Annotated in this window: 21 protein-coding genes; 7 read left to right on the forward strand and 14 right to left on the reverse strand. The window is 57.2% G+C overall.

Annotated elements, in window-relative coordinates; all coding sequences use genetic code 11:
• Positions 1 to 45: 45 nt before the first annotated feature.
• The 4 genes from pyrH to AVI_RS09935 all read right to left on the reverse strand — a co-directional run bounded on the left by pyrH (position 46) and on the right by AVI_RS09935 (position 4,080).
• Positions 46 to 768 (reverse strand): UMP kinase, encoded by a 723-nt coding sequence (gene pyrH / locus AVI_RS09920; protein ID WP_015916230.1) that lies wholly within the window; start codon positions 766 to 768, stop codon positions 46 to 48.
• Positions 769 to 985: 217 nt separating this feature from the next.
• The gene (tsf, locus tag AVI_RS09925; RefSeq protein WP_015916231.1) at positions 986 to 1,912 is read right to left on the reverse strand and encodes a translation elongation factor Ts; all 927 of its coding nucleotides are present in this window, start codon (positions 1,910 to 1,912) and stop codon (positions 986 to 988) included.
• 292 nt (positions 1,913 to 2,204) lie between these two features.
• The gene (rpsB, locus tag AVI_RS09930) at positions 2,205 to 2,972 is read right to left on the reverse strand and encodes a 30S ribosomal protein S2 (RefSeq protein WP_041696674.1); all 768 of its coding nucleotides are present in this window, start codon (positions 2,970 to 2,972) and stop codon (positions 2,205 to 2,207) included.
• Between the two features lie 289 nt (positions 2,973 to 3,261).
• Positions 3,262 to 4,080: a cell envelope integrity EipB family protein gene (locus AVI_RS09935; RefSeq protein WP_015916233.1), complete on the reverse strand. Its 819-nt coding sequence runs from the start codon at positions 4,078 to 4,080 to the stop codon at positions 3,262 to 3,264.
• Between the two features lie 124 nt (positions 4,081 to 4,204).
• On the opposite strand from AVI_RS09935, the gene AVI_RS09940 reads away from it, so the two are divergent.
• The 4 genes from AVI_RS09940 to AVI_RS09955 are packed head-to-tail and all read left to right on the forward strand — an operon-like array spanning position 4,205 to position 7,104.
• Positions 4,205 to 4,675, forward strand: coding sequence for a RidA family protein (locus AVI_RS09940; RefSeq protein WP_015916234.1), 471 nt, complete (start codon positions 4,205 to 4,207; stop codon positions 4,673 to 4,675).
• Positions 4,672 to 5,397 carry a glycerophosphodiester phosphodiesterase gene (locus tag AVI_RS09945; RefSeq protein ID WP_015916235.1) on the forward strand — a complete coding sequence of 242 codons (726 nt, stop codon included), beginning with the start codon at positions 4,672 to 4,674 and terminating at the stop codon, positions 5,395 to 5,397. Before AVI_RS09940 ends, AVI_RS09945 begins: the two co-directional genes overlap by 4 nt.
• A 17-nt stretch (positions 5,398 to 5,414) precedes the next feature.
• Positions 5,415 to 6,623, forward strand: a complete 1,209-nt coding sequence (locus AVI_RS09950; protein ID WP_015916236.1) for a GNAT family N-acetyltransferase — start codon at positions 5,415 to 5,417, stop codon at positions 6,621 to 6,623.
• A 55-nt stretch (positions 6,624 to 6,678) separates the two neighbouring features.
• A complete protein-coding gene (locus AVI_RS09955) occupies positions 6,679 to 7,104 on the forward strand; it encodes an HIT family protein (protein ID WP_015916237.1) in 426 nt (141 codons plus the stop codon).
• Between the two features lie 96 nt (positions 7,105 to 7,200).
• Here AVI_RS09955 and AVI_RS09960 read toward each other — a convergent pair whose 3' ends face one another.
• The 7 genes from AVI_RS09960 to cysE form a co-directional block, all read right to left on the reverse strand.
• Entirely contained in the window at positions 7,201 to 7,533 is a 333-nt protein-coding gene (locus AVI_RS09960; RefSeq protein ID WP_015916238.1) for an AzlD domain-containing protein, read from the reverse strand.
• Positions 7,530 to 8,306: an AzlC family ABC transporter permease gene (locus tag AVI_RS09965; protein ID WP_049777180.1), complete on the reverse strand. Its 777-nt coding sequence runs from the start codon at positions 8,304 to 8,306 to the stop codon at positions 7,530 to 7,532. The genes AVI_RS09960 and AVI_RS09965 overlap by 4 nt, the downstream gene beginning before the upstream one ends.
• Positions 8,307 to 8,435: 129 nt before the next feature.
• Positions 8,436 to 10,922 carry an ATP-dependent Clp protease ATP-binding subunit ClpA gene (gene clpA / locus AVI_RS09970; RefSeq protein WP_041696676.1) on the reverse strand — a complete coding sequence of 829 codons (2,487 nt, stop codon included), beginning with the start codon at positions 10,920 to 10,922 and terminating at the stop codon, positions 8,436 to 8,438.
• A gap of 10 nt (positions 10,923 to 10,932) precedes the next feature.
• On the reverse strand, positions 10,933 to 11,280 hold the full coding sequence (gene clpS / locus AVI_RS09975) for an ATP-dependent Clp protease adapter ClpS (RefSeq protein ID WP_041698048.1): 348 nt from the start codon (positions 11,278 to 11,280) through the stop codon (positions 10,933 to 10,935).
• A 411-nt stretch (positions 11,281 to 11,691) separates the two neighbouring features.
• The gene (locus AVI_RS09980; RefSeq protein ID WP_015916242.1) at positions 11,692 to 12,045 is read right to left on the reverse strand and encodes a phasin family protein; all 354 of its coding nucleotides are present in this window, start codon (positions 12,043 to 12,045) and stop codon (positions 11,692 to 11,694) included.
• 190 nt (positions 12,046 to 12,235) lie between these two features.
• Positions 12,236 to 12,439, reverse strand: a complete 204-nt coding sequence (locus AVI_RS09985) for a DUF3126 family protein (protein WP_041698049.1) — start codon at positions 12,437 to 12,439, stop codon at positions 12,236 to 12,238.
• A 347-nt stretch (positions 12,440 to 12,786) separates the two neighbouring features.
• Positions 12,787 to 13,611: a serine O-acetyltransferase gene (gene cysE, locus AVI_RS09990; RefSeq protein WP_015916244.1), complete on the reverse strand. Its 825-nt coding sequence runs from the start codon at positions 13,609 to 13,611 to the stop codon at positions 12,787 to 12,789.
• Positions 13,612 to 13,683: 72 nt separating this feature from the next.
• On the opposite strand from cysE, the gene AVI_RS09995 reads away from it, so the two are divergent.
• On the forward strand, positions 13,684 to 14,487 hold the full coding sequence (locus tag AVI_RS09995; RefSeq protein ID WP_015916245.1) for an enoyl-CoA hydratase-related protein: 804 nt from the start codon (positions 13,684 to 13,686) through the stop codon (positions 14,485 to 14,487).
• A 6-nt stretch (positions 14,488 to 14,493) separates the two neighbouring features.
• On the opposite strand, the gene AVI_RS10000 is transcribed toward AVI_RS09995, so the two are convergent.
• On the reverse strand, positions 14,494 to 15,279 hold the full coding sequence (locus tag AVI_RS10000) for an alpha/beta fold hydrolase (protein WP_015916246.1): 786 nt from the start codon (positions 15,277 to 15,279) through the stop codon (positions 14,494 to 14,496).
• 162 nt (positions 15,280 to 15,441) lie between these two features.
• Positions 15,442 to 15,693 carry a hypothetical protein gene (locus tag AVI_RS10005; RefSeq protein WP_041696678.1) on the reverse strand — a complete coding sequence of 84 codons (252 nt, stop codon included), beginning with the start codon at positions 15,691 to 15,693 and terminating at the stop codon, positions 15,442 to 15,444.
• Between AVI_RS10005 and AVI_RS10010 the strand changes: the two genes are divergently transcribed.
• Together AVI_RS10010 and AVI_RS10015 are read left to right on the forward strand one after the other, a co-directional pair.
• Positions 15,682 to 15,927: a zinc-finger domain-containing protein gene (locus AVI_RS10010; RefSeq protein ID WP_015916247.1), complete on the forward strand. Its 246-nt coding sequence runs from the start codon at positions 15,682 to 15,684 to the stop codon at positions 15,925 to 15,927. The two genes, AVI_RS10005 and AVI_RS10010, sit on opposite strands and share 12 nt — an antisense overlap.
• A gap of 38 nt (positions 15,928 to 15,965) precedes the next feature.
• Complete coding sequence (locus AVI_RS10015; protein WP_041696680.1) at positions 15,966 to 17,144, forward strand: FAD-dependent monooxygenase; 1,179 nt, start codon at positions 15,966 to 15,968, stop codon at positions 17,142 to 17,144.
• Positions 17,145 to 17,194: 50 nt separating this feature from the next.
• Here the strand turns inward: AVI_RS10015 and AVI_RS10020 are convergent, their stop codons facing one another.
• The gene (locus tag AVI_RS10020; protein ID WP_015916249.1) at positions 17,195 to 18,385 is read right to left on the reverse strand and encodes a cystathionine beta-lyase; all 1,191 of its coding nucleotides are present in this window, start codon (positions 18,383 to 18,385) and stop codon (positions 17,195 to 17,197) included.
• Between the last annotated feature and the right edge of the window lie 415 nt (positions 18,386 to 18,800).

The following is an 18,800-nucleotide window of genomic DNA, read 5'->3' on the forward strand; positions in this document are numbered from 1 at the left end:
GAAACGATCCGTCTGTCAATCGGTCCCGGCTGCCATTCGCCTCCGTCAATCGTCATTAACGACTGTTTTCACACCACCGCCTTGCAGGATGGCGCTGAAGCCACCCTTTTCGTGGATGGAGAAGACGATGATCGGGATCCGGTTTTCCCGCGCCAGGGCAACGGCGGTAACATCCATCACCGCCAAGCCTTTTTCGAGCACTTCAGCATGGGTAATATGGTCGAAACGGGTGGCTGTCGGGTCCTTTTTCGGGTCGGCGGAATAGATGCCATCCACCTGGGTGCCCTTGAAAATCGCCTGCGCACCCATTTCGGCTGCGCGCAATGCAGCGGCAGAATCGGTGGTGAAGAATGGATTGCCGGTGCCGCCAGCGAAAATCACCACCCTGCCCTGCGACAGGTGATGAACCGCGACGCGCTGCGAAAAACTCTCGCAGATTTCCGGCATGGCAATGGCCGAAAGCACCACGGTGTCGATGTCCAGCTTGCGCAGCGAGGTTGCTAGCGCCAGCGCATTGATGACCGTACCGAGCATGCCCATATGGTCGCCGGTTACCCGATCACCGCCCTTGGAGGCAACGGCCACGCCGCGAAAGATATTGCCGCCGCCGACAACGACGCCGACTTCGACGCCCATGGCGCGCGCCTCTGCGATATCGCCGGCGATCCGATCGGCGACCGCGACATCAATGCCGAAGCCCTGGCTGCCCATCAGGGCTTCACCGGAGGCTTTGAGAAGAACTCGTTGATAAATGGGCTTGGAGGTCATGGTCTCTCCTGGAATTGAACCTGCCGCCTGATGAAACATCCCGGCTTGAGACCGGCGGATGATGAAACAGAGGCCGCAATGGTGAAAAACGTCACGAAGTGTGCCGCAGCGAACAAGAAGCGCGGGCGCCAGCAATGCCGGATACACGAAGGGCACCGCGTTGTCACGCGATGCCCTGACTTTTCCCATGATTGGAATGTTTTACGGTAAAGACCGATCAGCCCTTGGCGACAGCAGCCACTTCGGCAGCGAAATCGCTCTCTTCCTTCTCAATGCCTTCACCCAGCAGCAGGCGGGCGATGCCGGTGATCTCGATTGGCGCGCCAACGTCCTTTTCGGCTTCCTTGAGGGCGGCGGCAACGGTCAGGTCGGGATTGATAACGAAAGCCTGCGACAGCAGGGCCACGTCTTCGAAGAACTTGCGCATCCGGCCTTCAACCATCTTTTCAATGATGTTTTCCGGCTTGCCCGATTCGCGCGACTGCTCGATGAACACATTACGCTCGCGCTCGGCAACAGCGGCATCTACTTCTTCAGCGCGCACAGCCAGCGGGTTGGTGGCAGCAACATGCATGGCGATCTGGCGACCGATCGTGTTGAGCGCTTCCTTGTTGCCGGTGGACTTCAGGGCAACCAGCACGCCGAGCTTGCCGAGACCGTCAGCAACAGCATTGTGGACGTAAGTTGCGACAACGCCGTCCTCAACCTTCAGCTGGGTGGCGCGGCGCAGAGCCATGTTCTCGCCAATGGTCGCAATCGCGTCCTTGATCGAGTCGGAAACCGACTTGCCGGTCGCGGCATAAGTCGCGGCATTGATGGAATCAACCGTGCCGTCGGTGGAGAGAGCGACGTTGGAGATGCCGCGAACCATGTCCTGGAAGGCATCGTTGCGGGCAACGAAGTCAGTTTCGGAATTGACTTCGACGACCACGGCGGTTGTGCCGGAGCTGGCAATACCGATCAGGCCTTCGGCTGCGGTGCGACCGGACTTCTTGTCGGCCTTGGCAATGCCCTTGGCGCGCAGCCAGTCGATGGATGCTTCCATGTCGCCGCCATTTTCAGCCAGCGCCTTTTTGCAATCCATCATGCCTGCGCCGGACTTTTCGCGCAGTTCCTTCACCATTGCAGCAGTGATCTCGGTCATTGTTTGCCTCTTTGTCTGTTCAGGGGCGGGCGGCAGGACAGAAACCTGCAACCGGCGCCCGGATTGGGCACGACTTGTACCCGGAAATGTTACAGCGTGATGAAATCAGTGTCATCACACGCACGGGGAACCGTAAGATGGTGCCCGGGGATAAGACCCTATTCAAAGGAGCGGGCCGCCGCACAGCCTGACGCTGACGGGCGGCCCATCAATCCTGTAGAAAAGGCAGGCCTCTAAAGAAGGCTGGCCTTTACAAAGGGCGGGTCACACCCGCCCTCATCCGGTCAAGGCATCAAGCCTCAGCGGAGCCTTCCAGAGCAGGCTCGATTGGAGCTTCAACCGAAGCGCCGATATCGCGGCCAGACGAGCCCTGCTGACGGGCGATGCCGTCGATGGCAGCGCGCGAGATCAGGTCGCAGTAAAGAGCGATGGCGCGCGAAGCGTCGTCATTGCCTGGGATCGGGTAATCGATCAGGTCCGGATCGCAGTTCGAGTCGATGATGGCAACGACCGGAATGCCCAGGCGCTTGGCTTCATCGATAGCGATCTTTTCCTTGTTGGTGTCAACGATCACCATCAGGTCCGGGGTGCCGCCCATGTCGCGGATACCGCCGAGAGCCTTGTCAAGCTTTTCGCGCTCGCGCTCAAGGTTCAGACGTTCCTTCTTCGTGAAGCCCTGGGCTTCCGAATTGAGGATTTCGTCGAGCTTGCGCAGGCGCTGGATCGAATTGGAAATGGTCTTCCAGTTTGTCATCATGCCGCCGAGCCAGCGGGAATTGACGTAATACTGGGCAGAACGCTTGGCAGCATCGGCAATCAGGTCAGAGGCCTGACGCTTAGTGCCGACGAACAGAACGCGACCGCCACGGGCAACCGTGTCAGATACGACCTGCAGGGCGCGCGACAGCATCGGTACGGTCTGAGCCAGATCGATGATGTGGATGTTGTTACGGTCGCCGAAGATATACGGCTTCATCTTCGGGTTCCAGCGATGTGTCTGGTGGCCGAAGTGAACGCCAGCTTCCAGAAGCTGACGCATGCTAAAATCAGGCAATGCCATGCCTTTTTCTCCTTTTCCGGTTGAACCCCCGTGAAGCAAACAGCGTCTTTTTCAAAACGCCACCGGGCGGAACGGACCGGATGTCTCCCGGCCTATCCCAAGCTTCACGTGTGGAATGCCGGTCGCATAGAACGATTTGACGGCCAAGGCAAGACTATTGCATAATTCTTTAGACCGGAATCTGTTTAAAGAGAAAATTATGCAACACATATAGAGCCACAGCGAACCATTGTGCGCTATATATGGCGCACAATGGTTCGCTGTGGGGCCAAGAAAAAGCCTGCAATTGCTACTTTTGCGCCTTGCAGGCCGTCGGTGGCAGCAATTCCAACTTGGAAAGCTTGCCTGTCAGGACAACATCACCGTAATCCAGCGTCAGATCCCGCGTCACCCCATTATCATAGAGGTCGAAGGACTGGGTATAGACCGGCAATTGATCGCCATCCGACTTGTCCTCATAATAGGCGATGGCGACCGGCCAATAGGTGCGGCCCGACAGGGGGTCCTTGGTATCGCCCGTCAGCTTTTTCGATGCCCCCAGCACCGTCGTGGTCAAATAGCTTTTGTCGCCGTCTTCCGTGCCATCAAACACACGAGCCTCGAAGAAGCGATTACCCTTCCTGGCCTTATCTATCATATCGATCATATGTTGAGCCGGAAAACGAGCCGAGGCCAGTTCCAGCTCCTTTTTCTGCGGTTCCTTCAACTCGATGCGAAGACCGTCTGTTTTCGCCGCAGCCGCTCCTTTGACATCCTTGTCCAGCTTGTCGTCGGTAAAACTTTTCGATTCGAAATCGAATCGTCTGGCTGCCATGTCCTCAAAAGTCCGAACCTGCTGGTCCGTCACGCTGACCTGATCGCCGGTCTCGATTTTGGTGACGAATCGGAAGCTGGTAGAATAACCGTCGCAAGCCGAGCCATTGAACTCATAGACCATCCGGCCGCTCATATTATCGACGCCGGACTGGTCGGTCGCCTTTTTCAGCTGGATATCATAGGTGGCGCGATGTGGCGCAAGATCGCCTACAGCCTGCGGATCGACCTTCACGGGTGTCACAGCCGTGTTTGCCGTCAATGCCATAACAAGGGCCAAGGTCAACTGCGGCATGCATATTCTCCTGTTGCGGTCTGGCTTGATGCTATAAGAACTGAGTTGTCAAAAGCGAGGCGCTTACGCAACTTGCCTGAGTTTATCACCACGTTTCCGTTTTCATGCTAGCCGGGATTTGATCATGTCCGACACTATCGACAGCCGCCTTGCCGCCCTTGGCATTACCCTGCCCCAGGCCGCAGCACCTGCTGCCAATTATGTACCCTATGTCATCAGCGGCAACCTACTTTATCTCTCTGGCCAATTGCCGATGGAAGCCGGCAAAATTGCCGTGAGCGGCCTGGTCGGCAGCGATGTGGACCTCGCTTCGGCCCAGCGCGCCGCAGAGCTGTGCGCCATCAATATTCTGGCTCAGGCAAAATCGGCACTGGACGGCGACCTTTCCCGCATTGCCCGCGTCATCAAGCTCAACGGCTTCGTGGCCTCAGGCCCCGGCTTTACCGATCAGCATCTGGTGATCAACGGCGCTTCCAACCTGATCGCCTCGGTGCTGGGTGAGGCGGGCAAACACGCCCGCGCCGCCGTTGGCATGGCCGCCCTGCCCCTGAATGCCGCCGTGGAAATCGATGCCATCCTGGAGATCCTCCTGTGAGGGATGCAAGCTGGATCAAGGAGCGCCCGGTTGCCCATCGCGGTTTTCACGACCAGAACAAACTGGTCTGGGAAAATACGCTGTCGGCGGCCGCCCGCGCCATAGAGGCCGGTTTTGCCATCGAATGCGACCTGCAATATACCACGGACAGCGTGCCGGTGGTGTTTCACGACGACGATATGCAACGCCTGTGCAACATGACCGGCGACGTGCGCGCCCGTACCTCGGCGGAACTGAAAATGATGTCAGTTGGCGGTACAGCCGACAAGGTGCCGACGCTGCGGCAATTGCTCGATCTGGTCAAGGGCCAGGTGCCGTTGATCATCGAGCTGAAAGGCAGACTTGGCGACGACGAGGGCTTTGTCGAAGATGTGCTGGAGGTTCTCAACGGCTACCAGGGCAAAGTCGCGCTGATGAGTTTCGACCATCATCTTCTAAAAGAGCTGAAGGCCAATGATTGCCCCTACCCAGTCGGGTTGACTGCCGAGGGTGCCAAGCCGGAAAATTTCTTTGTCCATGACGAGGCCATGCAACTGGGTCTGGATTTCATCTCCTATTGCGTCGCTCATCTGCCAAACAGCTTCATCGACGCGCAGCGGCAGAAAAACATTCCAGTGATCACCTGGACGGTGCGGGATGAAATCATGCGCGCCCACACCTATACTTATGCCGATCAAATGACGTTTGAAGGCTTTGACCCGCGCGACACCGTGGCATCATAACCTTATAGTGGAGTGGCATGACACAAGAGGTCATCATCCGGGTCGAGCAGTCTTTCCAGGCGATCGACAGACACGCATGGAACAGGCTTTCCGGTGCCGCCAAGGCATCGGGAGGCGAAGCCTATAATCCGTTCAACAGCTGGGCCTATCTTTCAGCACTGGAAGAATCAGGCTCTGCCACCGCCAAAACCGGCTGGCTTGGTCATCATCTGCTGATGGAGGATGGCAATGGGCAATTGCTTGGCGCTATGCCCTGCTATCTCAAGAGCCATAGCCGGGGTGAATATGTCTTCGACCAGGGCTGGGCCGATGCTTTCGAGCGGGCTGGCGGGCAATATTATCCGAAATTGCAGGCCTCAATTCCGTTTACGCCAGCAACCGGCCCAAGGCTGATGGTTGCAGATGGCGTCGAGCCGGAAAGCGCCCGCGCCTCGCTGGCCGCCAGCTTTGCGGAAATATCCCGCAAGCTCGGCGTCTCCTCAGCCCATGCGACCTTCCTGCCGGAAAACGAGCTGGAGCATTTCGAGGATGCGGATTTCCTGCACCGGCTGGACCAGCAATTCCACTTCATCAACCAGGGCTACGCCGATCACGACGCCTTTCTGGAAACGCTAGCGTCGCGCAAACGCAAAGCCCTGAAGAAGGAGCGGCGGGCGGCGCTGGAAAACGGCATCACCATCGATTGGCTGACAGGCAGCGACTTGACGGAAGCGGTGTGGGACCAATTTTTCACCTTCTACATGGATACCGGTAGCCGTAAATGGGGCAAGCCCTACCTGACCCGGCAATTCTACTCGCTGATTGGCGAGCGCATGGCCGAGGACATTCTGCTGGTGATGGCCAAACGCGATGGCCGCTATGTGGCGGGCGCCATCAATTTCATCGGCGAGGAGACGCTGTTCGGTCGTCATTGGGGCTGTAGCGAAGATCACCCTTTCCTGCATTTCGAGGTCTGCTACCATCAAGCCATCGACTTTGCCCTGGCCAAGGGGCTGAAAAAGGTCGAAGCGGGCGCGCAGGGCGAGCATAAGCTGGCGCGTGGCTACCAGCCGGTTACCACCCATTCCGCCCATTACATCGCCCATCCGGGTCTGCGCCGAGCCATTGCCGATTATCTGGAACGCGAGCGCGAAGAGGTGGAGCACATCGGTGCCTATCTCGGAGAACATACGCCGTTTCGCAAGGGCGAACGCCAACCGCGCGACGGCGAGGAAATCGACGGCTGACCTTGATTGAGAGGTCAGAAGCAGAATAGACAAGACCCGGTAACGGAGACAGATAATGACCAATTCGGCCTATGATCCAGACAATATTTTCGCCAAGATCCTCAAGGGCGACATCCCCTCGATCAAGGTCTACGAGGATGACGACGCGCTGGCCTTCATGGATGTGATGCCGCAAGCGCCGGGTCATTGCCTGGTGATTCCAAAGCAGGGATCGCGCAATCTGCTGGATGCCGATCCGGCTGTGCTGGCAAAACTCATCCCGGTCGTGCAGACATTGGCCGTTGCAGTCAAACAGGCCTTCGATGCCGACGGTGTCTATGTTGCGCAATTCAACGAGCCTGCCGCGGGCCAGACCGTGTTTCATCTGCATTTCCACGTCATTCCCCGCCATGATGGGCAACCGTTGAAGCCGCATGTGGGTGGCATGGAGAATATCGACGTGTTGAAGGCCAATGCCGCAAAGATTATCGCAGCGCTATAGCATCGTGCAGAACACTGGAGTCAGCAGGATGCTATAGGTTTTTGTTTTTATGCATTTCCGGACGGAAAACCGCTTCACACTTTTCCTGGAAATGCTCTACAGGACAAACAGACCTGCGGCCAAAACACCCAGCGACACCAGAACCCCAACGATGATCCGCTGACCGGCAAGCAGGAACGCTGCAAAACCGAGGCCGGTGGCAGCCAGCCGCAGCCAGAGCGGCGAATGTTCAAGTGTGCCGGTTGGAAAGACGATCAGCTTGGCCGTCACGGCCATGACCAGGGCCGTGGCAACCGCCCTCACCCAATAGAGCGGCTCGGAACCTTCCTGAAGGCGGTTTCCGGCCAGCACGCCCAGCCAGCGCCAGAGATCGGTCGCCAGCCAGCCTGCGACGATGATAACCAGATAGGGCCAGAACTCCGCCATCATAGCTCCTCCGACAGGTTTTCAACTGGACGAATATCCGAGGGCTCATGGCTTCGGCGGCGGATTTGCCGGTCAATCAGATAGGCAATCGTGCCACCACCCAGGCCTGCGATCAGGATGTCGAAACCTGGGACCGCCAGTGCCAGCAGCGGCCCGGAGACGATGCCGATCACAAAGGCGATCTTCACCACCCGCTGCTTGCCGGTCGCCCAGATCGAGGCGACGAAATAGACCGGCGTGAGAAAAAACAGCAAACCGGCGACAAGCGGCGGCAGGCTGGAGACAAGGCCATAGCACACACCGACCAGAATGGTGTTGACCGCCACCAAAGTCAGGCCGAATCCTGCGAAAAACGCCACCCGCCCTTCCCGTGGCACGGTCTTCAGATTGCCCATCGCATAGACCCAGGCGGTAATGGCGACGAAATGCGACAGGAACAGCAGGAGCCAGGTCGGGGTGCGTTGGCTGCGCATTTCCGGCACCAGCGAGGCGACCATCGGCATCATCCGGATCGAAGAGAGCGATACGGCTAGAAAACAGGCCAGCAGATTGGCTCCGCTCGACATCATGCCGATCAGGATCATCTTGGCAGGCAAGGCCCAGACGATCACGGTCATGAACATCGCTTCATAGCGGCTGACGCCGCTTTGCAATGCGAAGGCGCTGAAGCCGACAAACGATACCATGAGAATAATCGCCGGCAGGCTGAAAAGACCGCGCATGCCCGTGAAGAACCAGCGCAACTGGCTGCGGTCGGCAAGGAGGAGAGATGACATAAGATTTCCAGCAAAAGTCGAAGCGTTACAGCGCATTGCGTTGAAAAATCAGCGCTTCCGCTCATGACAATGCCGGGCAAACTGCCCGGCATTGATGCTGTCAAAAATTTGACCGTTCTTCCAAAAGAATTACTTCTTTTTCGGCACCTTTGGAACCGTGGTTTTCTTGGCGACCGGCTTGGTCTCCTTCAAGGCTTCAACTTCCGGCTCAGCCTTGGCGACTTTTTTTGCCTTGGAACGCGGCTTGGCGATGACCTCGCCATCGTCAGGCACCACGGCGGCAATTTCGGCTTCCTTCTTCGGCTTGACCGGCGCCACATCGGCCACGCAGTCCAGGGATAGCTGTTCGTCACCATCCTTTGTGATAGTGCCGACCTTGACGATCCCGCCCTTCTTCAGCTTGCCAAACAGGATCTCATTGGCCAATGGCTTTTTGATATGTTCCTGAATGACGCGGCCAAGCGGCCTTGCGCCCATTTTCTCGTCGTAGCCACGCGTCGCCAACCAGGCGACAGCGGGTTCCGACAGGTCGAACGTGATGCCACGTTCTGAAAGCTGAGCTTCCAGCTGCATGACAAACTTCTGCACGACCTTGTGGATCACTTCGCTTGGCAGCGGGGCGAACGGAATGATCGCATCCAGACGATTGCGGAATTCCGGGGTGAACAGACGATTGATCGCCTCTTCATCCTCACCACTGCGCTTGGAAGATCCAAAGCCGATCGCCGACTTGGCCATTTCCGACGCGCCCGCATTGGTGGTCATGATCAGGATTACATTGCGGAAGTCGATCTTCTTACCGTTATGGTCGGTCAGCGAGCCATGGTCCATAACCTGCAACAGGATGTTGTAGATGTCAGGATGGGCCTTTTCGATTTCGTCCAGCAGCACGACGCAATGCGGATGCTGATCGACACCATCAGTCAGCAGGCCACCCTGATCGAAGCCGACATAGCCGGGAGGGGCCCCCAGCAGACGCGACACCGTGTGACGCTCCATATATTCAGACATATCGAAGCGCAGCATTTCCACGCCAAGCGACGCGGCCAATTGCTTGGCAACCTCGGTCTTGCCGACGCCTGTCGGACCGGAGAAGACGTAGGAGCCAATCGGCTTATTGGGTTCACGCAGCCCTGCCCGGGCCAGCTTGATCGCCGTTGACAGCGCTTCGATGGCATCGTCCTGACCGTACACGACCGAGCGCAGTTCCTTGTCGAGATTGGCAAGAACCAACTCATCGTCCTTGGACACGGTCTTGGCCGGAATCCGCGCCATCGTCGCGATGGTGACTTCGATTTCCTTCTCGGTGATCAACTTGCGGCGACGCGAGGCAGGCAGCAACATTTGCGCGGCACCCGTCTCATCGATCACGTCGATGGCCTTGTCCGGCAGCTTGCGGTCGCTGATATAGCGGGCCGAAAGCTCGACAGCCGTCTTGATCGCCTCGTTGGTGTAACGCAGCTTGTGATATTCCTCAAAATAGGGCTTCAAGCCCTTCATGATCTCGATGGCATCATCGATGGACGGCTCGTTGACATCGATCTTCTGGAACCGGCGCACCAGCGCCCGATCCTTCTCGAAGAACTGCCGATATTCCTTATAGGTGGTCGAACCGATGCAACGGATCGCGCCAGACGACAAGGCAGGCTTCAACAGGTTGGAAGCATCCATCGCCCCGCCGGAGGTTGCCCCGGCCCCGATCACCGTATGAATTTCATCAATGAACAGCACGGCGCCCGGATAATCTTCCAGCTCCTTGACCACCTGCTTCAAGCGTTCCTCGAAATCACCGCGATAGCGAGTACCGGCCAGAAGCGTGCCCATGTCGAGCGAGAAGATCGTCGCATCGGCCAGTGCCTCAGGCACCTTGCCTTCAACGATCCGCTTGGCAAGGCCTTCGGCAATTGCCGTCTTGCCGACGCCGGGATCGCCGACATAGAGCGGATTGTTTTTTGAGCGGCGGCACAGGACCTGAATGGTACGGTTGACCTCGTCGTGACGGCCGATCAGCGGATCGATCCGGCCGGTCTTGGCCTTTTCATTGAGGTTGACGCAATAGGCCTTGAGGGCTTCCGGCTGCTTCTTGGCCGGACCTTCCTCCTGCTCACGCGGCGGCTTCTGGCTGGCTTCACTCTCTTCCTCGACACCGCGCGGTGGACGAGGTTGAGACGTGCCAGGCCGCTTGCCAATACCGTGGGAAATATAGTTGACGGCATCATAGCGGGTCATTTCCTGTTCTTGCAGGAAGTAAGCCGCATGGCTTTCACGCTCGGCAAAGATCGCCACCAGAACATTGGCACCCGTCACTTCTTCCCGACCGGAAGACTGGACATGGATGACAGCCCGCTGGATGACTCGCTGGAAGCCGGAGGTGGGTTTGGAATCCTCATCATAACCGGTCACCAGATTGGCCAGCTCATTATCGACGTAATCGCTCACGGTCTTGCGCAGCGTATCGAGGTTCACATTGCAGGCGCCCATCACGGCGGCGGCATCGGCATCATCGATCAGTGCCATCAGCAAATGTTCAAGCGTTGCGTATTCGTGGTGGCGCTCATTGGCAAAAGTCAGTGCCTGATGCAGCGCCTTTTCCAGGCTCGGAGAAAATGTTGGCACGGTCAGATCCTCATTTCTTTTCCATGACGCATTGCAGCGGATGCTCGTGCTGCCGCGCGAAGTCCATAACTTGGCTTACCTTGGTTTCGGCGACTTCATAGGTGAAGACGCCGCATTCCCCTACCCCGTGGTTGTGTACGTGCAGCATGACGAGGGTTGCCGCTTCCCTGTCCTTTTGGAAGAAACGCTCCAGAATATGGATGACGAACTCCATCGGCGTATAGTCATCATTTAGCAGCAGAACGCGATATAAATTGGGCTTCTTGGTTTTCGGCTTCGTGCGCGTGATAACCGACGTGCCCCTGTTTGGTCCGTCGTTGTTACCCTGCGCTTGCATGACGATCGGTTGCGCGATCATTTCCATCCATTCTCCCGAGTTCCGGCCGCTTCATCGCAAAAGGCGAATCCCGCCAGACCTCACAGATTCATTAAGGTAGTCCATTTCTCATCGATTTTAAGCCCATAGATACGCACTGCAAAGAGAATTGCGTGTCCGGCCTCAAAAAGGCACCCCGGACAAGTCCCGATACCGACGCAACAGGCCTAAAGATAAGTGCCTTACCCGCGTTTTCCAGACCAGCAATCGCAGCACGTTCAATTCCAGCTGAGATTACCACCAGATCATCATATTGTCTCCCCAGCAATGCCCCAGGCTGACCACAAGATTGAACATGGACATAAGCTGCCAAACCTGTGCTGCATGGGAAGTACCAACGAAAAACGGCCGTCCCACAGGACGGCCGCTTGCAGCGACATCAATAAAAAATGATCAGGCAGCCGTGGCGGCGGACGCCGCTTTCGAAGCCTTGGCAATCGGAGCCTCATAAGGCTTATATGCCGTCTTGGCCAGATCAGCATACATTTCGGTGATCTTGGTGGCTTCCGACACGAAGGTTTCGTAGGAGCTCTTCGCATATTTCGTCTGCAACTCGAAAACGGTTTCGATGCTGCGGGCAGCGGTCAGCTGCTCCAAGAAACCGGCCAGATCCTGGAAGGACTTTTTCGAGTAATCCTGGGCTTCAGCAGCGATCGACTGCATGCCCTTGGCAACCTCGGAATAATTCTTCACCATCGTATCGACGGCTTCTTTGCTCTTTTTGTTCACGTCTTCGAAATTCAACATAACAGCACTCCTTTTTCCTCTGCTGACCCAAACCATAGGACAGATTGCTAAAATTGGTCAAGTCAATTTGTGCAGTGCGTCATCGCCAAAAAGTTGTATTTTATCAATAACAAAAAAGGGCGACCCCATACGCGGCCGCCCTTCATTATCAAATATCAATAAATGCATCCCTTATGAATGCAACCTGCGATCAAAGATCGACATCCAGAATGGCCATCGAGAAATTGTAGGACAGATCGCCGTCCTCGTCATCCTTGAAGACAACGCCGAGAAACTCTTCGCCCACATACACTTCTGCCGAGTCATCCTTGCGCGGGCGCGCCTTTACAGCCATCGTCGGGTTGAATGTCCGCTTGAAATAAGCGTCAAGCTTCTTGATTTCGTCTGCTTTCACAAAAATCTCCATGGATTGTCTGCGCAGCACGAACCTTCGATCCGGCCATGATGCCGCAGCGCTCTCAAAATTCCAGCATGGCAGTGACTGACAAACCGCACGAACCATGCTTCGGCGGCCTGCTTGTCGCATGGGCCAAACAGCTGTGTAAAGCTGCGAATATCGATCCGCCCCTGCTTTTAAGGGATAATTACTGGAAGCGGAATCGGTTCACTAAAAAAATCATCAAACCATTTCATCCGTGACCACCAACCAAAGCAGTCCCGGATGTCATCTGGTTCGAGCGCCAGGCACCGCAATCTCAAAATCCATTGACGGTTGCGATCATGTGGGTACCCCGCATTACGTCAGCCGTCCTCGGACACCAACTGGTTCATCGACCGGGCCGGTTCCGCACAGCCCGCTTCGCCGACCACCCGGGCCGGTACGCCTGCCACAGTCTTGCCAGCCGGTACGGGCTTCAGCACCACAGAACCAGCGGCCACGCGCGAACAGCAGCCAATCTCGATATTGCCGAGCACCTTGGCACCCGCCCCGATGAGCACACCGTCACCGATCTTTGGATGGCGATCTCCGGTTTCCTTACCCGTGCCCCCCAATGTAACCCCCTGAAGGATAGAGACATTATTACCGATTACCGCAGTGGAACCAACCACAAGCCCGGTGGCATGATCCAGGAATATTCCCCTGCCCATCGGTGCAGCCGGATTAATATCCGTCTGAAAGACACTGGAGGACCGGCTTTGCAAATAGAGCGCGAAATCGCGCCTGCCCTTGTTCCAAAGCCAGTTTGCCAGCCGATGGGTCTGGATCGCGTGAAACCCTTTGAAATACAGCACGGGCTCGATAAAGCGCAGGCATGCAGGGTCGCGGTCATAATAGGCCTGAATATCGACGCGCAGCACCGTACCCCATTCCGGCCAATCGCTCAGCATTTCCTCGAAGGTCTGACGCAAGAGACTGGATTGCAGGTCGGCATGATCAAGCCGTTCACAGATCCGGTAGATGACGCTGTTTTCCAGCGAACGATGGTTAAGCACGGTGGAATAGAGGAAAGCCGCCAGAAGCGGATCATGCTCGGCGGCACTGCGCGCCTCCTGGCGCATGCTGTCCCAGATCGGGTCCATGGGCTTGATCATCTCGCGCACCGCAAGATCGTGCATGACAGCCATTGCAATCTCCTCATTGACGTTCATCCTCCATTATATAGATGATCTATCGATCAGACCAGATGGGGGCATGAGATGAAAAAAGCGCGGACCTTTGCGGACAACGGCATTCGAGTGGCCGGACAAAATGGCATCGGCGCGCTGATTATCGATAATCCAACCCGCAAGAATGCGATTACCCAGGCCATGTGGCGCGCCATTCCACCGGCACTGGACTGGCTGATTGCCGAGGCCGGGGTTCACTGCATCGTCATGACAGGCGGCGGCCAGACGGATTTCAGCGCTGGCGCCGACATTTCCGAATTCGACGCCGTGCGCAATGACAGCCGTCAGGCGCGGATCTACGAGGCTGATAATAGCGCGGCTTTCTCGGCCATTCGGGAATCGCGGGTGCCTGTCATCGCTTCGCTTCGCGGGGTTTGCTATGGTGGAGCCTTCGGGCTTGCCGCCGCTGCCGATCTCAGGATCGCTGACGACACCGCGATCTTCGCCATACCCGCAGCCCGCCTCGGCCTGGCCTATCCCGCGGATGCCGTTGCCGACCTCAGCCGGACGCTGGGCAGCCAGATCGCCCGGCGGGCACTGTTTACGGGTCAGGCGTTTCCTGCAGCTTCTCTGCTGAGCTGCGGCTTTCTGGGCGATCTCGTAGCCCCCCAATCCCTTGATGGTGCTGCCTTTTCACTGGCAGAAACCATCGCTGCCAATGCGCCGCTGTCTATCCACGCTGCCAAGCTGGCGCTGCGGGCAACGGAAAGCCAGGACGACAGCCTGCTGAGCGAGGCCGCTGTTCTTGGCTCAACCACGTTCGAAAGCGCCGACTACCGCGAAGGCCGCACGGCCTTTCGCGAAAGGCGCCAACCGATCTTTACCGGAGAGTGAAAACCTTTATCTTCCATCCAGCTCGGCGTAGAATTCTAGAACGGCCTGTTTAAACACCCTGTCACCAACCGCCAGCATATGGTCGCGCTTGGGAATATCGAGTGCGCGGGCATTGGGCATCAGCGCTGCCAGTTCCTGGGGCGATCCGGCAATATCATCCACTGTGCCAACGCCGATCAGGACAGGCATGGTGATTTTTGCAAGGTCGGCTGCGGACAGCAGATCGCGCGATGTGGATATACAGGCGGCAAGCGCCAGCCGGTCGCTGCGGGTCTGCTCGGCAAAGGCGCGAAACATCCGTCCGCGCTCATGGGTCACATCATCAAGCGAAGGCGCCAACAGCGCATCGGCAATCGGATCCCAGTCGCCGACCCCGGTGGATATGCCGATGCCAAGCCCGCCAAACACCAGCGAGCGGACCCGCTGCGGAAAATCCAGCGCCATGAAAGCCGAAATCCGCGCGCCCATCGAATATCCCATGACATGTGCTTCAGCCACACCAAGATGATCGAGCAAAGCTGCGGCATCCGCTGCCATGTTTTCAGGGTGATAGACTTCCGCTTCATGCGGCTTGTCGCTCTGACCGTGGCCACGATTATCAGGCGCAATGACCCGGTAACCGGCATCGCCCAGCGTTTTCAACCAGCCAGGATGCACCCAATTGACCAGGGCGCTGGAGGCAAAGCCGTGGATCAGCAAAACCGCCGGGCCAGACGGATCGCCCTCGTCGAAATAGGCGATCTCCAGACCGTCATGGCGAAAGCGGGAAAAAGCGGGAGCGTTCAGATTCATCACAATCGGTCCAGTTGATAGTCGATCAAGGTGGCGTGCCCCGGCCCGCCGCCCCACAACATGCCATCCCCAATCTGCCAACAAAGACAGGAAGACGCCAGACATCCGCAAGGGTTGCGATACGCAGTAGCCCTGCTGCATAAGTCGTAACCCCTGTAAGGTTCAAGAGTTTATCTGCCCATACCCCTGCAAAGGCACAGGAATTCTGTAAAAACAATCGGCAGCGCCCTGCATTGGCTCTACCCATTTCAAAAAAAGGCGGCTAATGTCCGGCGCAACCCAATCGCGGTGCATGGCGCTAGCAGAGATGCGGATCACGCGCCATAAACGTTTCATCTTCAGTTGAGTTTCCGGACCTTGCAGGCCTTGGAAACTGGGCAACAAGGCATTCGGAGCATAGACATGGCCGGTCATTCCATTCCTCATTTCCAGAACGACGGCGGACATCGGCTTGTCGAAATCGGCGTCAAGGAATTCATGTGCACCGGCGCGTCCGTTCCTTTCGATCATCCGCATATTTTCATCGACCTTGGCCATGACACCGAGAAGGTTTGCCCCTACTGCTCAACGCTCTATCGTTATAACAGCAGCCTGAAGGCAACTGAGACCAACCCGGCTGGCTGCGTTTTTCACGTCAAGGCGGCCTGAGCGGCTCTCAGCGACGCGCCAGCGATCGGATCATCACCATGTCCACGAAAACCGTGGCAATTGTCGGCGGCGGCATAGCCGGTCTCGTCGCGTCCTTGTGCTTTGCCCGCGTGGGTATTGCGACCCGGATTTTTGAGAAAAGCCCGCAATTGCTTGAGGTCGGCGCTGGCCTGCAACTGACGCCAAACGTCACCTGGATTCTCAACGAACTCGGTGTTCTCGAAAACCTGCGCACGCGCTGGCATGAGCCGGATGTGGTGGCGCTCGCCTCCGGCATCAGCTTGAAACGACTGTGCAACGTACCAGTTGGCGCCCACGCGAAATCCCGTTGGCAGGCGCCTTACGGCGTGTTGCATCGCGCAACGCTGCAACAGGCTCTTCTTGAGGCCGTGGCCCAAAATCCGCTTTGCTCCCTGACATTGGACCAGAGGGTTGAAAGCCCCGATGCACAAATCCTGCGCGATCCGCAGACCGGCGAACGTCCCGACCTGCTGATCGGTGCCGATGGTGTCTGGTCGCGGCTACGCAATTTCGTCGCCGGAGGCCCCGATGTGTCCTTCAGCGGCAGCATTGCCTGGCGCGTCACTCTGCCTCAGGCTGAATCGCCTGCCTTTCTCGACCGCCAGTCCGTAACGGCTTTTCTGGGACCGAATGCCCATATGGTCACCTACCCCTTGCGCGATACCGACAGTATCAACATTGTGGCCATCGGCGCGGGCGTCGATCCCGGCGAAGGATGGGCGGCACAAACGCAAGAATCTCAAGCACTGCTGCTGGAGCGGGCCTTCAAAGGGTGGAATAGCGACATCCGCACCATGCTGGCGAATGCCAAGGGTAACATGACCTTCTGGCCACTGTTTCAGGCTGGAAATGGCCGTTGGCACAACGACAAAGATCTGGTGCTGATCGGTGATGCGGCCCACGCCATGCTCCCCTTCTCGGCCCAGGGTGCCGCCATGGCCATTGAAGACGCTTTCGAACTGGCCGATTTCGTCTCCAGCCGGTCCATCCCCCAGGCGCTCGCGGCTTATGAGGCGAGCCGGCAAAAACGGGTCAGTGCCGTGCGCAAACGGGGGGCAATCAACAAATTCGCCTATCACGCCAAGGGGCCGCTGCAAATCGGGCGCGACGTCCTCTTGTCCTTGCGGTCTTCCGATAGTTTCGCGCGCGATCTCGACTGGCTCTATGGCTACCGGCCTGTCTTGACAGACCGGTAGCCATAAATTGTCCGATGCCTTCAATCCGAAATCGCTTTCGGGTCGGAGAATTAAACAGTAGCTGCCGCTGCGAATCCTCTCTCCAGGTCCGCTTGAAGGTCGGCAACATCTTCAAGTCCGATCTGAAGACGAATCAAAGGCCCGTCGGTTGGCGGTTTTGTGACAACGCGGTCGCCGACATTGGCCAGTACCGCCAGGCTTTCGTAACCACCCCAGGACCATCCAAGGCCGAAAATCTGCAAGGCATCGAGAAAAGCATGCGCCTTGCGCTTGAACTGCGCCGGATCGCTTTCCGCCAGCACAAAGGAAAATATCCCCGACGCGCCTTTAAAATCGCGTTTCCAGATGTCATGACCGGGAAAACTGGGCAGGGCCGGATGCAAGACCCGCGCAACATCGTCCCTCGTCTCCAGCCATTCGGCAACGGTACGAGCACTGCGATCATGATGGGCGAGCCGAACCGCCATGGTTCTAAGACCACGCAGAACCATATAACTGTCCTCTGCCGAACCGCAGAGGCCCATGGCGCCATTGGCAGCCTTAAGACGCGGCCAGCAGGCCGCATTGGCCGAAACCGTCCCCATCAGGATGTCGGAATGGCCAGCCGGATACTTCGTTGCTGCCTGCATGGAAATATCGACACCGAAATCCAGTGGCCGGAAATAGAGCGGCGTTGCCCAGGTATTGTCCATGCTGACCACGGCGCCATGACTATGAGCGATATCAGCCAGAAGGCGAATATCCTGCATTTCGAATGTATTGCTGCCGGGAGCCTCAGCGTGAACCAGCTTTGTATTGGCGCGCATCAGCGATGCTAGTCCCGCGCCGATGGCAGGGTCATAGTATTCAACCTCGACACCCATCCGCTTCAACATCGTATCGCAGAAATGTCGGGCTGGGTCATAAACCGAATCAACGATCAGCGCATGATCGCCAGGCGATAGGAAGGCCAGGAAAGGGACGGTAATCGCAGCGAGGCCGGAGGGCAATATAATCGTTCCAGCCGACCCTTCCAACACGTCGATCGCATCGCAAAGCGCATCCGTCGTCGGTGTGCCGCGGGTGCCATAGGTATATTTCTGCGTCCGTGTTTCCATGCTTTCGGCAGTCGGAAACAGCACCGTCGATGCCTTGACGATCGGCGGATTGACAAAACCATGGTAGCTCGAGGGATCATGGCCGATATGGCACAATTTCGTATTGGTGCCGGCGCTCGTCAACCAGTCTTTTTTGTCGGACATCCGCTATAACTGCCTTTTTCACGTGCTGGCCGCCTGCCCGATCGAGCAACTTGCCAAGAGTTATGACTATCGAAAATAGCGGCGCAATCCACCTCGTTATCGGTTTATCGCCGCCGCTTCTCCACTTCTTTTTTTGAACAGGCCAGCCAATCATGGTCAAGCCTTCCCGCGTCACCGGGACAATGAAATTCAACGGCGCCATTTAGACTAAATTTTCATCATCAACTGCGGCTTTCCTGTGTTGTAGGCCTATTTTATGAGCAAAAAAATCGAATTGCCACTTTTCGACGCATTTTCCACCCATCAACACTTGACCATGAACCCATTTATGAATGTGATGGGCTTGCTAGGGTCACAACCCGGGCACCGGTGCATGGAGAGGGGCAAGAGCCATGTCAGGCACCGGAGGGAAGAC

This window comes from Allorhizobium ampelinum S4 (assembly GCF_000016285.1).
Taxonomy (GTDB): Bacteria; Pseudomonadota; Alphaproteobacteria; order Rhizobiales; family Rhizobiaceae; genus Allorhizobium; species Allorhizobium ampelinum.

Excerpts from the sequence above, each read along its gene's own strand:
- AVI_RS09955 (WP_015916237.1), top strand. The coding sequence starts at position 6,679 with ATGACCAATTCGGCCTATGATCCAGACAATATTTTCGCCAAGATCCTC.
- AVI_RS09935 (WP_015916233.1), bottom strand. The coding sequence starts at position 4,080 with ATGCCGCAGTTGACCTTGGCCCTTGTTATGGCATTGACGGCAAACACG.
- pyrH (WP_015916230.1), bottom strand. The coding sequence starts at position 768 with ATGACCTCCAAGCCCATTTATCAACGAGTTCTTCTCAAAGCCTCCGGT.
- AVI_RS09950 (WP_015916236.1), top strand. The coding sequence starts at position 5,415 with ATGACACAAGAGGTCATCATCCGGGTCGAGCAGTCTTTCCAGGCGATC.
- AVI_RS09940 (WP_015916234.1), top strand. The coding sequence starts at position 4,205 with ATGTCCGACACTATCGACAGCCGCCTTGCCGCCCTTGGCATTACCCTG.
- tsf (WP_015916231.1), bottom strand. The coding sequence starts at position 1,912 with ATGACCGAGATCACTGCTGCAATGGTGAAGGAACTGCGCGAAAAGTCC.
- AVI_RS10000 (WP_015916246.1), bottom strand. The coding sequence starts at position 15,279 with ATGAATCTGAACGCTCCCGCTTTTTCCCGCTTTCGCCATGACGGTCTG.
- AVI_RS10010 (WP_015916247.1), top strand. The coding sequence starts at position 15,682 with ATGGCCGGTCATTCCATTCCTCATTTCCAGAACGACGGCGGACATCGG.
- AVI_RS09995 (WP_015916245.1), top strand. The coding sequence starts at position 13,684 with ATGAAAAAAGCGCGGACCTTTGCGGACAACGGCATTCGAGTGGCCGGA.
- AVI_RS10020 (WP_015916249.1), bottom strand. The coding sequence starts at position 18,385 with ATGTCCGACAAAAAAGACTGGTTGACGAGCGCCGGCACCAATACGAAA.
- AVI_RS09960 (WP_015916238.1), bottom strand. The coding sequence starts at position 7,533 with ATGATGGCGGAGTTCTGGCCCTATCTGGTTATCATCGTCGCAGGCTGG.
- AVI_RS09980 (WP_015916242.1), bottom strand. The coding sequence starts at position 12,045 with ATGTTGAATTTCGAAGACGTGAACAAAAAGAGCAAAGAAGCCGTCGAT.
- AVI_RS09965 (WP_049777180.1), bottom strand. The coding sequence starts at position 8,306 with ATGTCATCTCTCCTCCTTGCCGACCGCAGCCAGTTGCGCTGGTTCTTC.
- clpS (WP_041698048.1), bottom strand. The coding sequence starts at position 11,280 with ATGATCGCGCAACCGATCGTCATGCAAGCGCAGGGTAACAACGACGGA.
- AVI_RS10015 (WP_041696680.1), top strand. The coding sequence starts at position 15,966 with ATGTCCACGAAAACCGTGGCAATTGTCGGCGGCGGCATAGCCGGTCTC.
- AVI_RS10005 (WP_041696678.1), bottom strand. The coding sequence starts at position 15,693 with ATGACCGGCCATGTCTATGCTCCGAATGCCTTGTTGCCCAGTTTCCAA.
- cysE (WP_015916244.1), bottom strand. The coding sequence starts at position 13,611 with ATGGCTGTCATGCACGATCTTGCGGTGCGCGAGATGATCAAGCCCATG.
- rpsB (WP_041696674.1), bottom strand. The coding sequence starts at position 2,972 with ATGGCATTGCCTGATTTTAGCATGCGTCAGCTTCTGGAAGCTGGCGTT.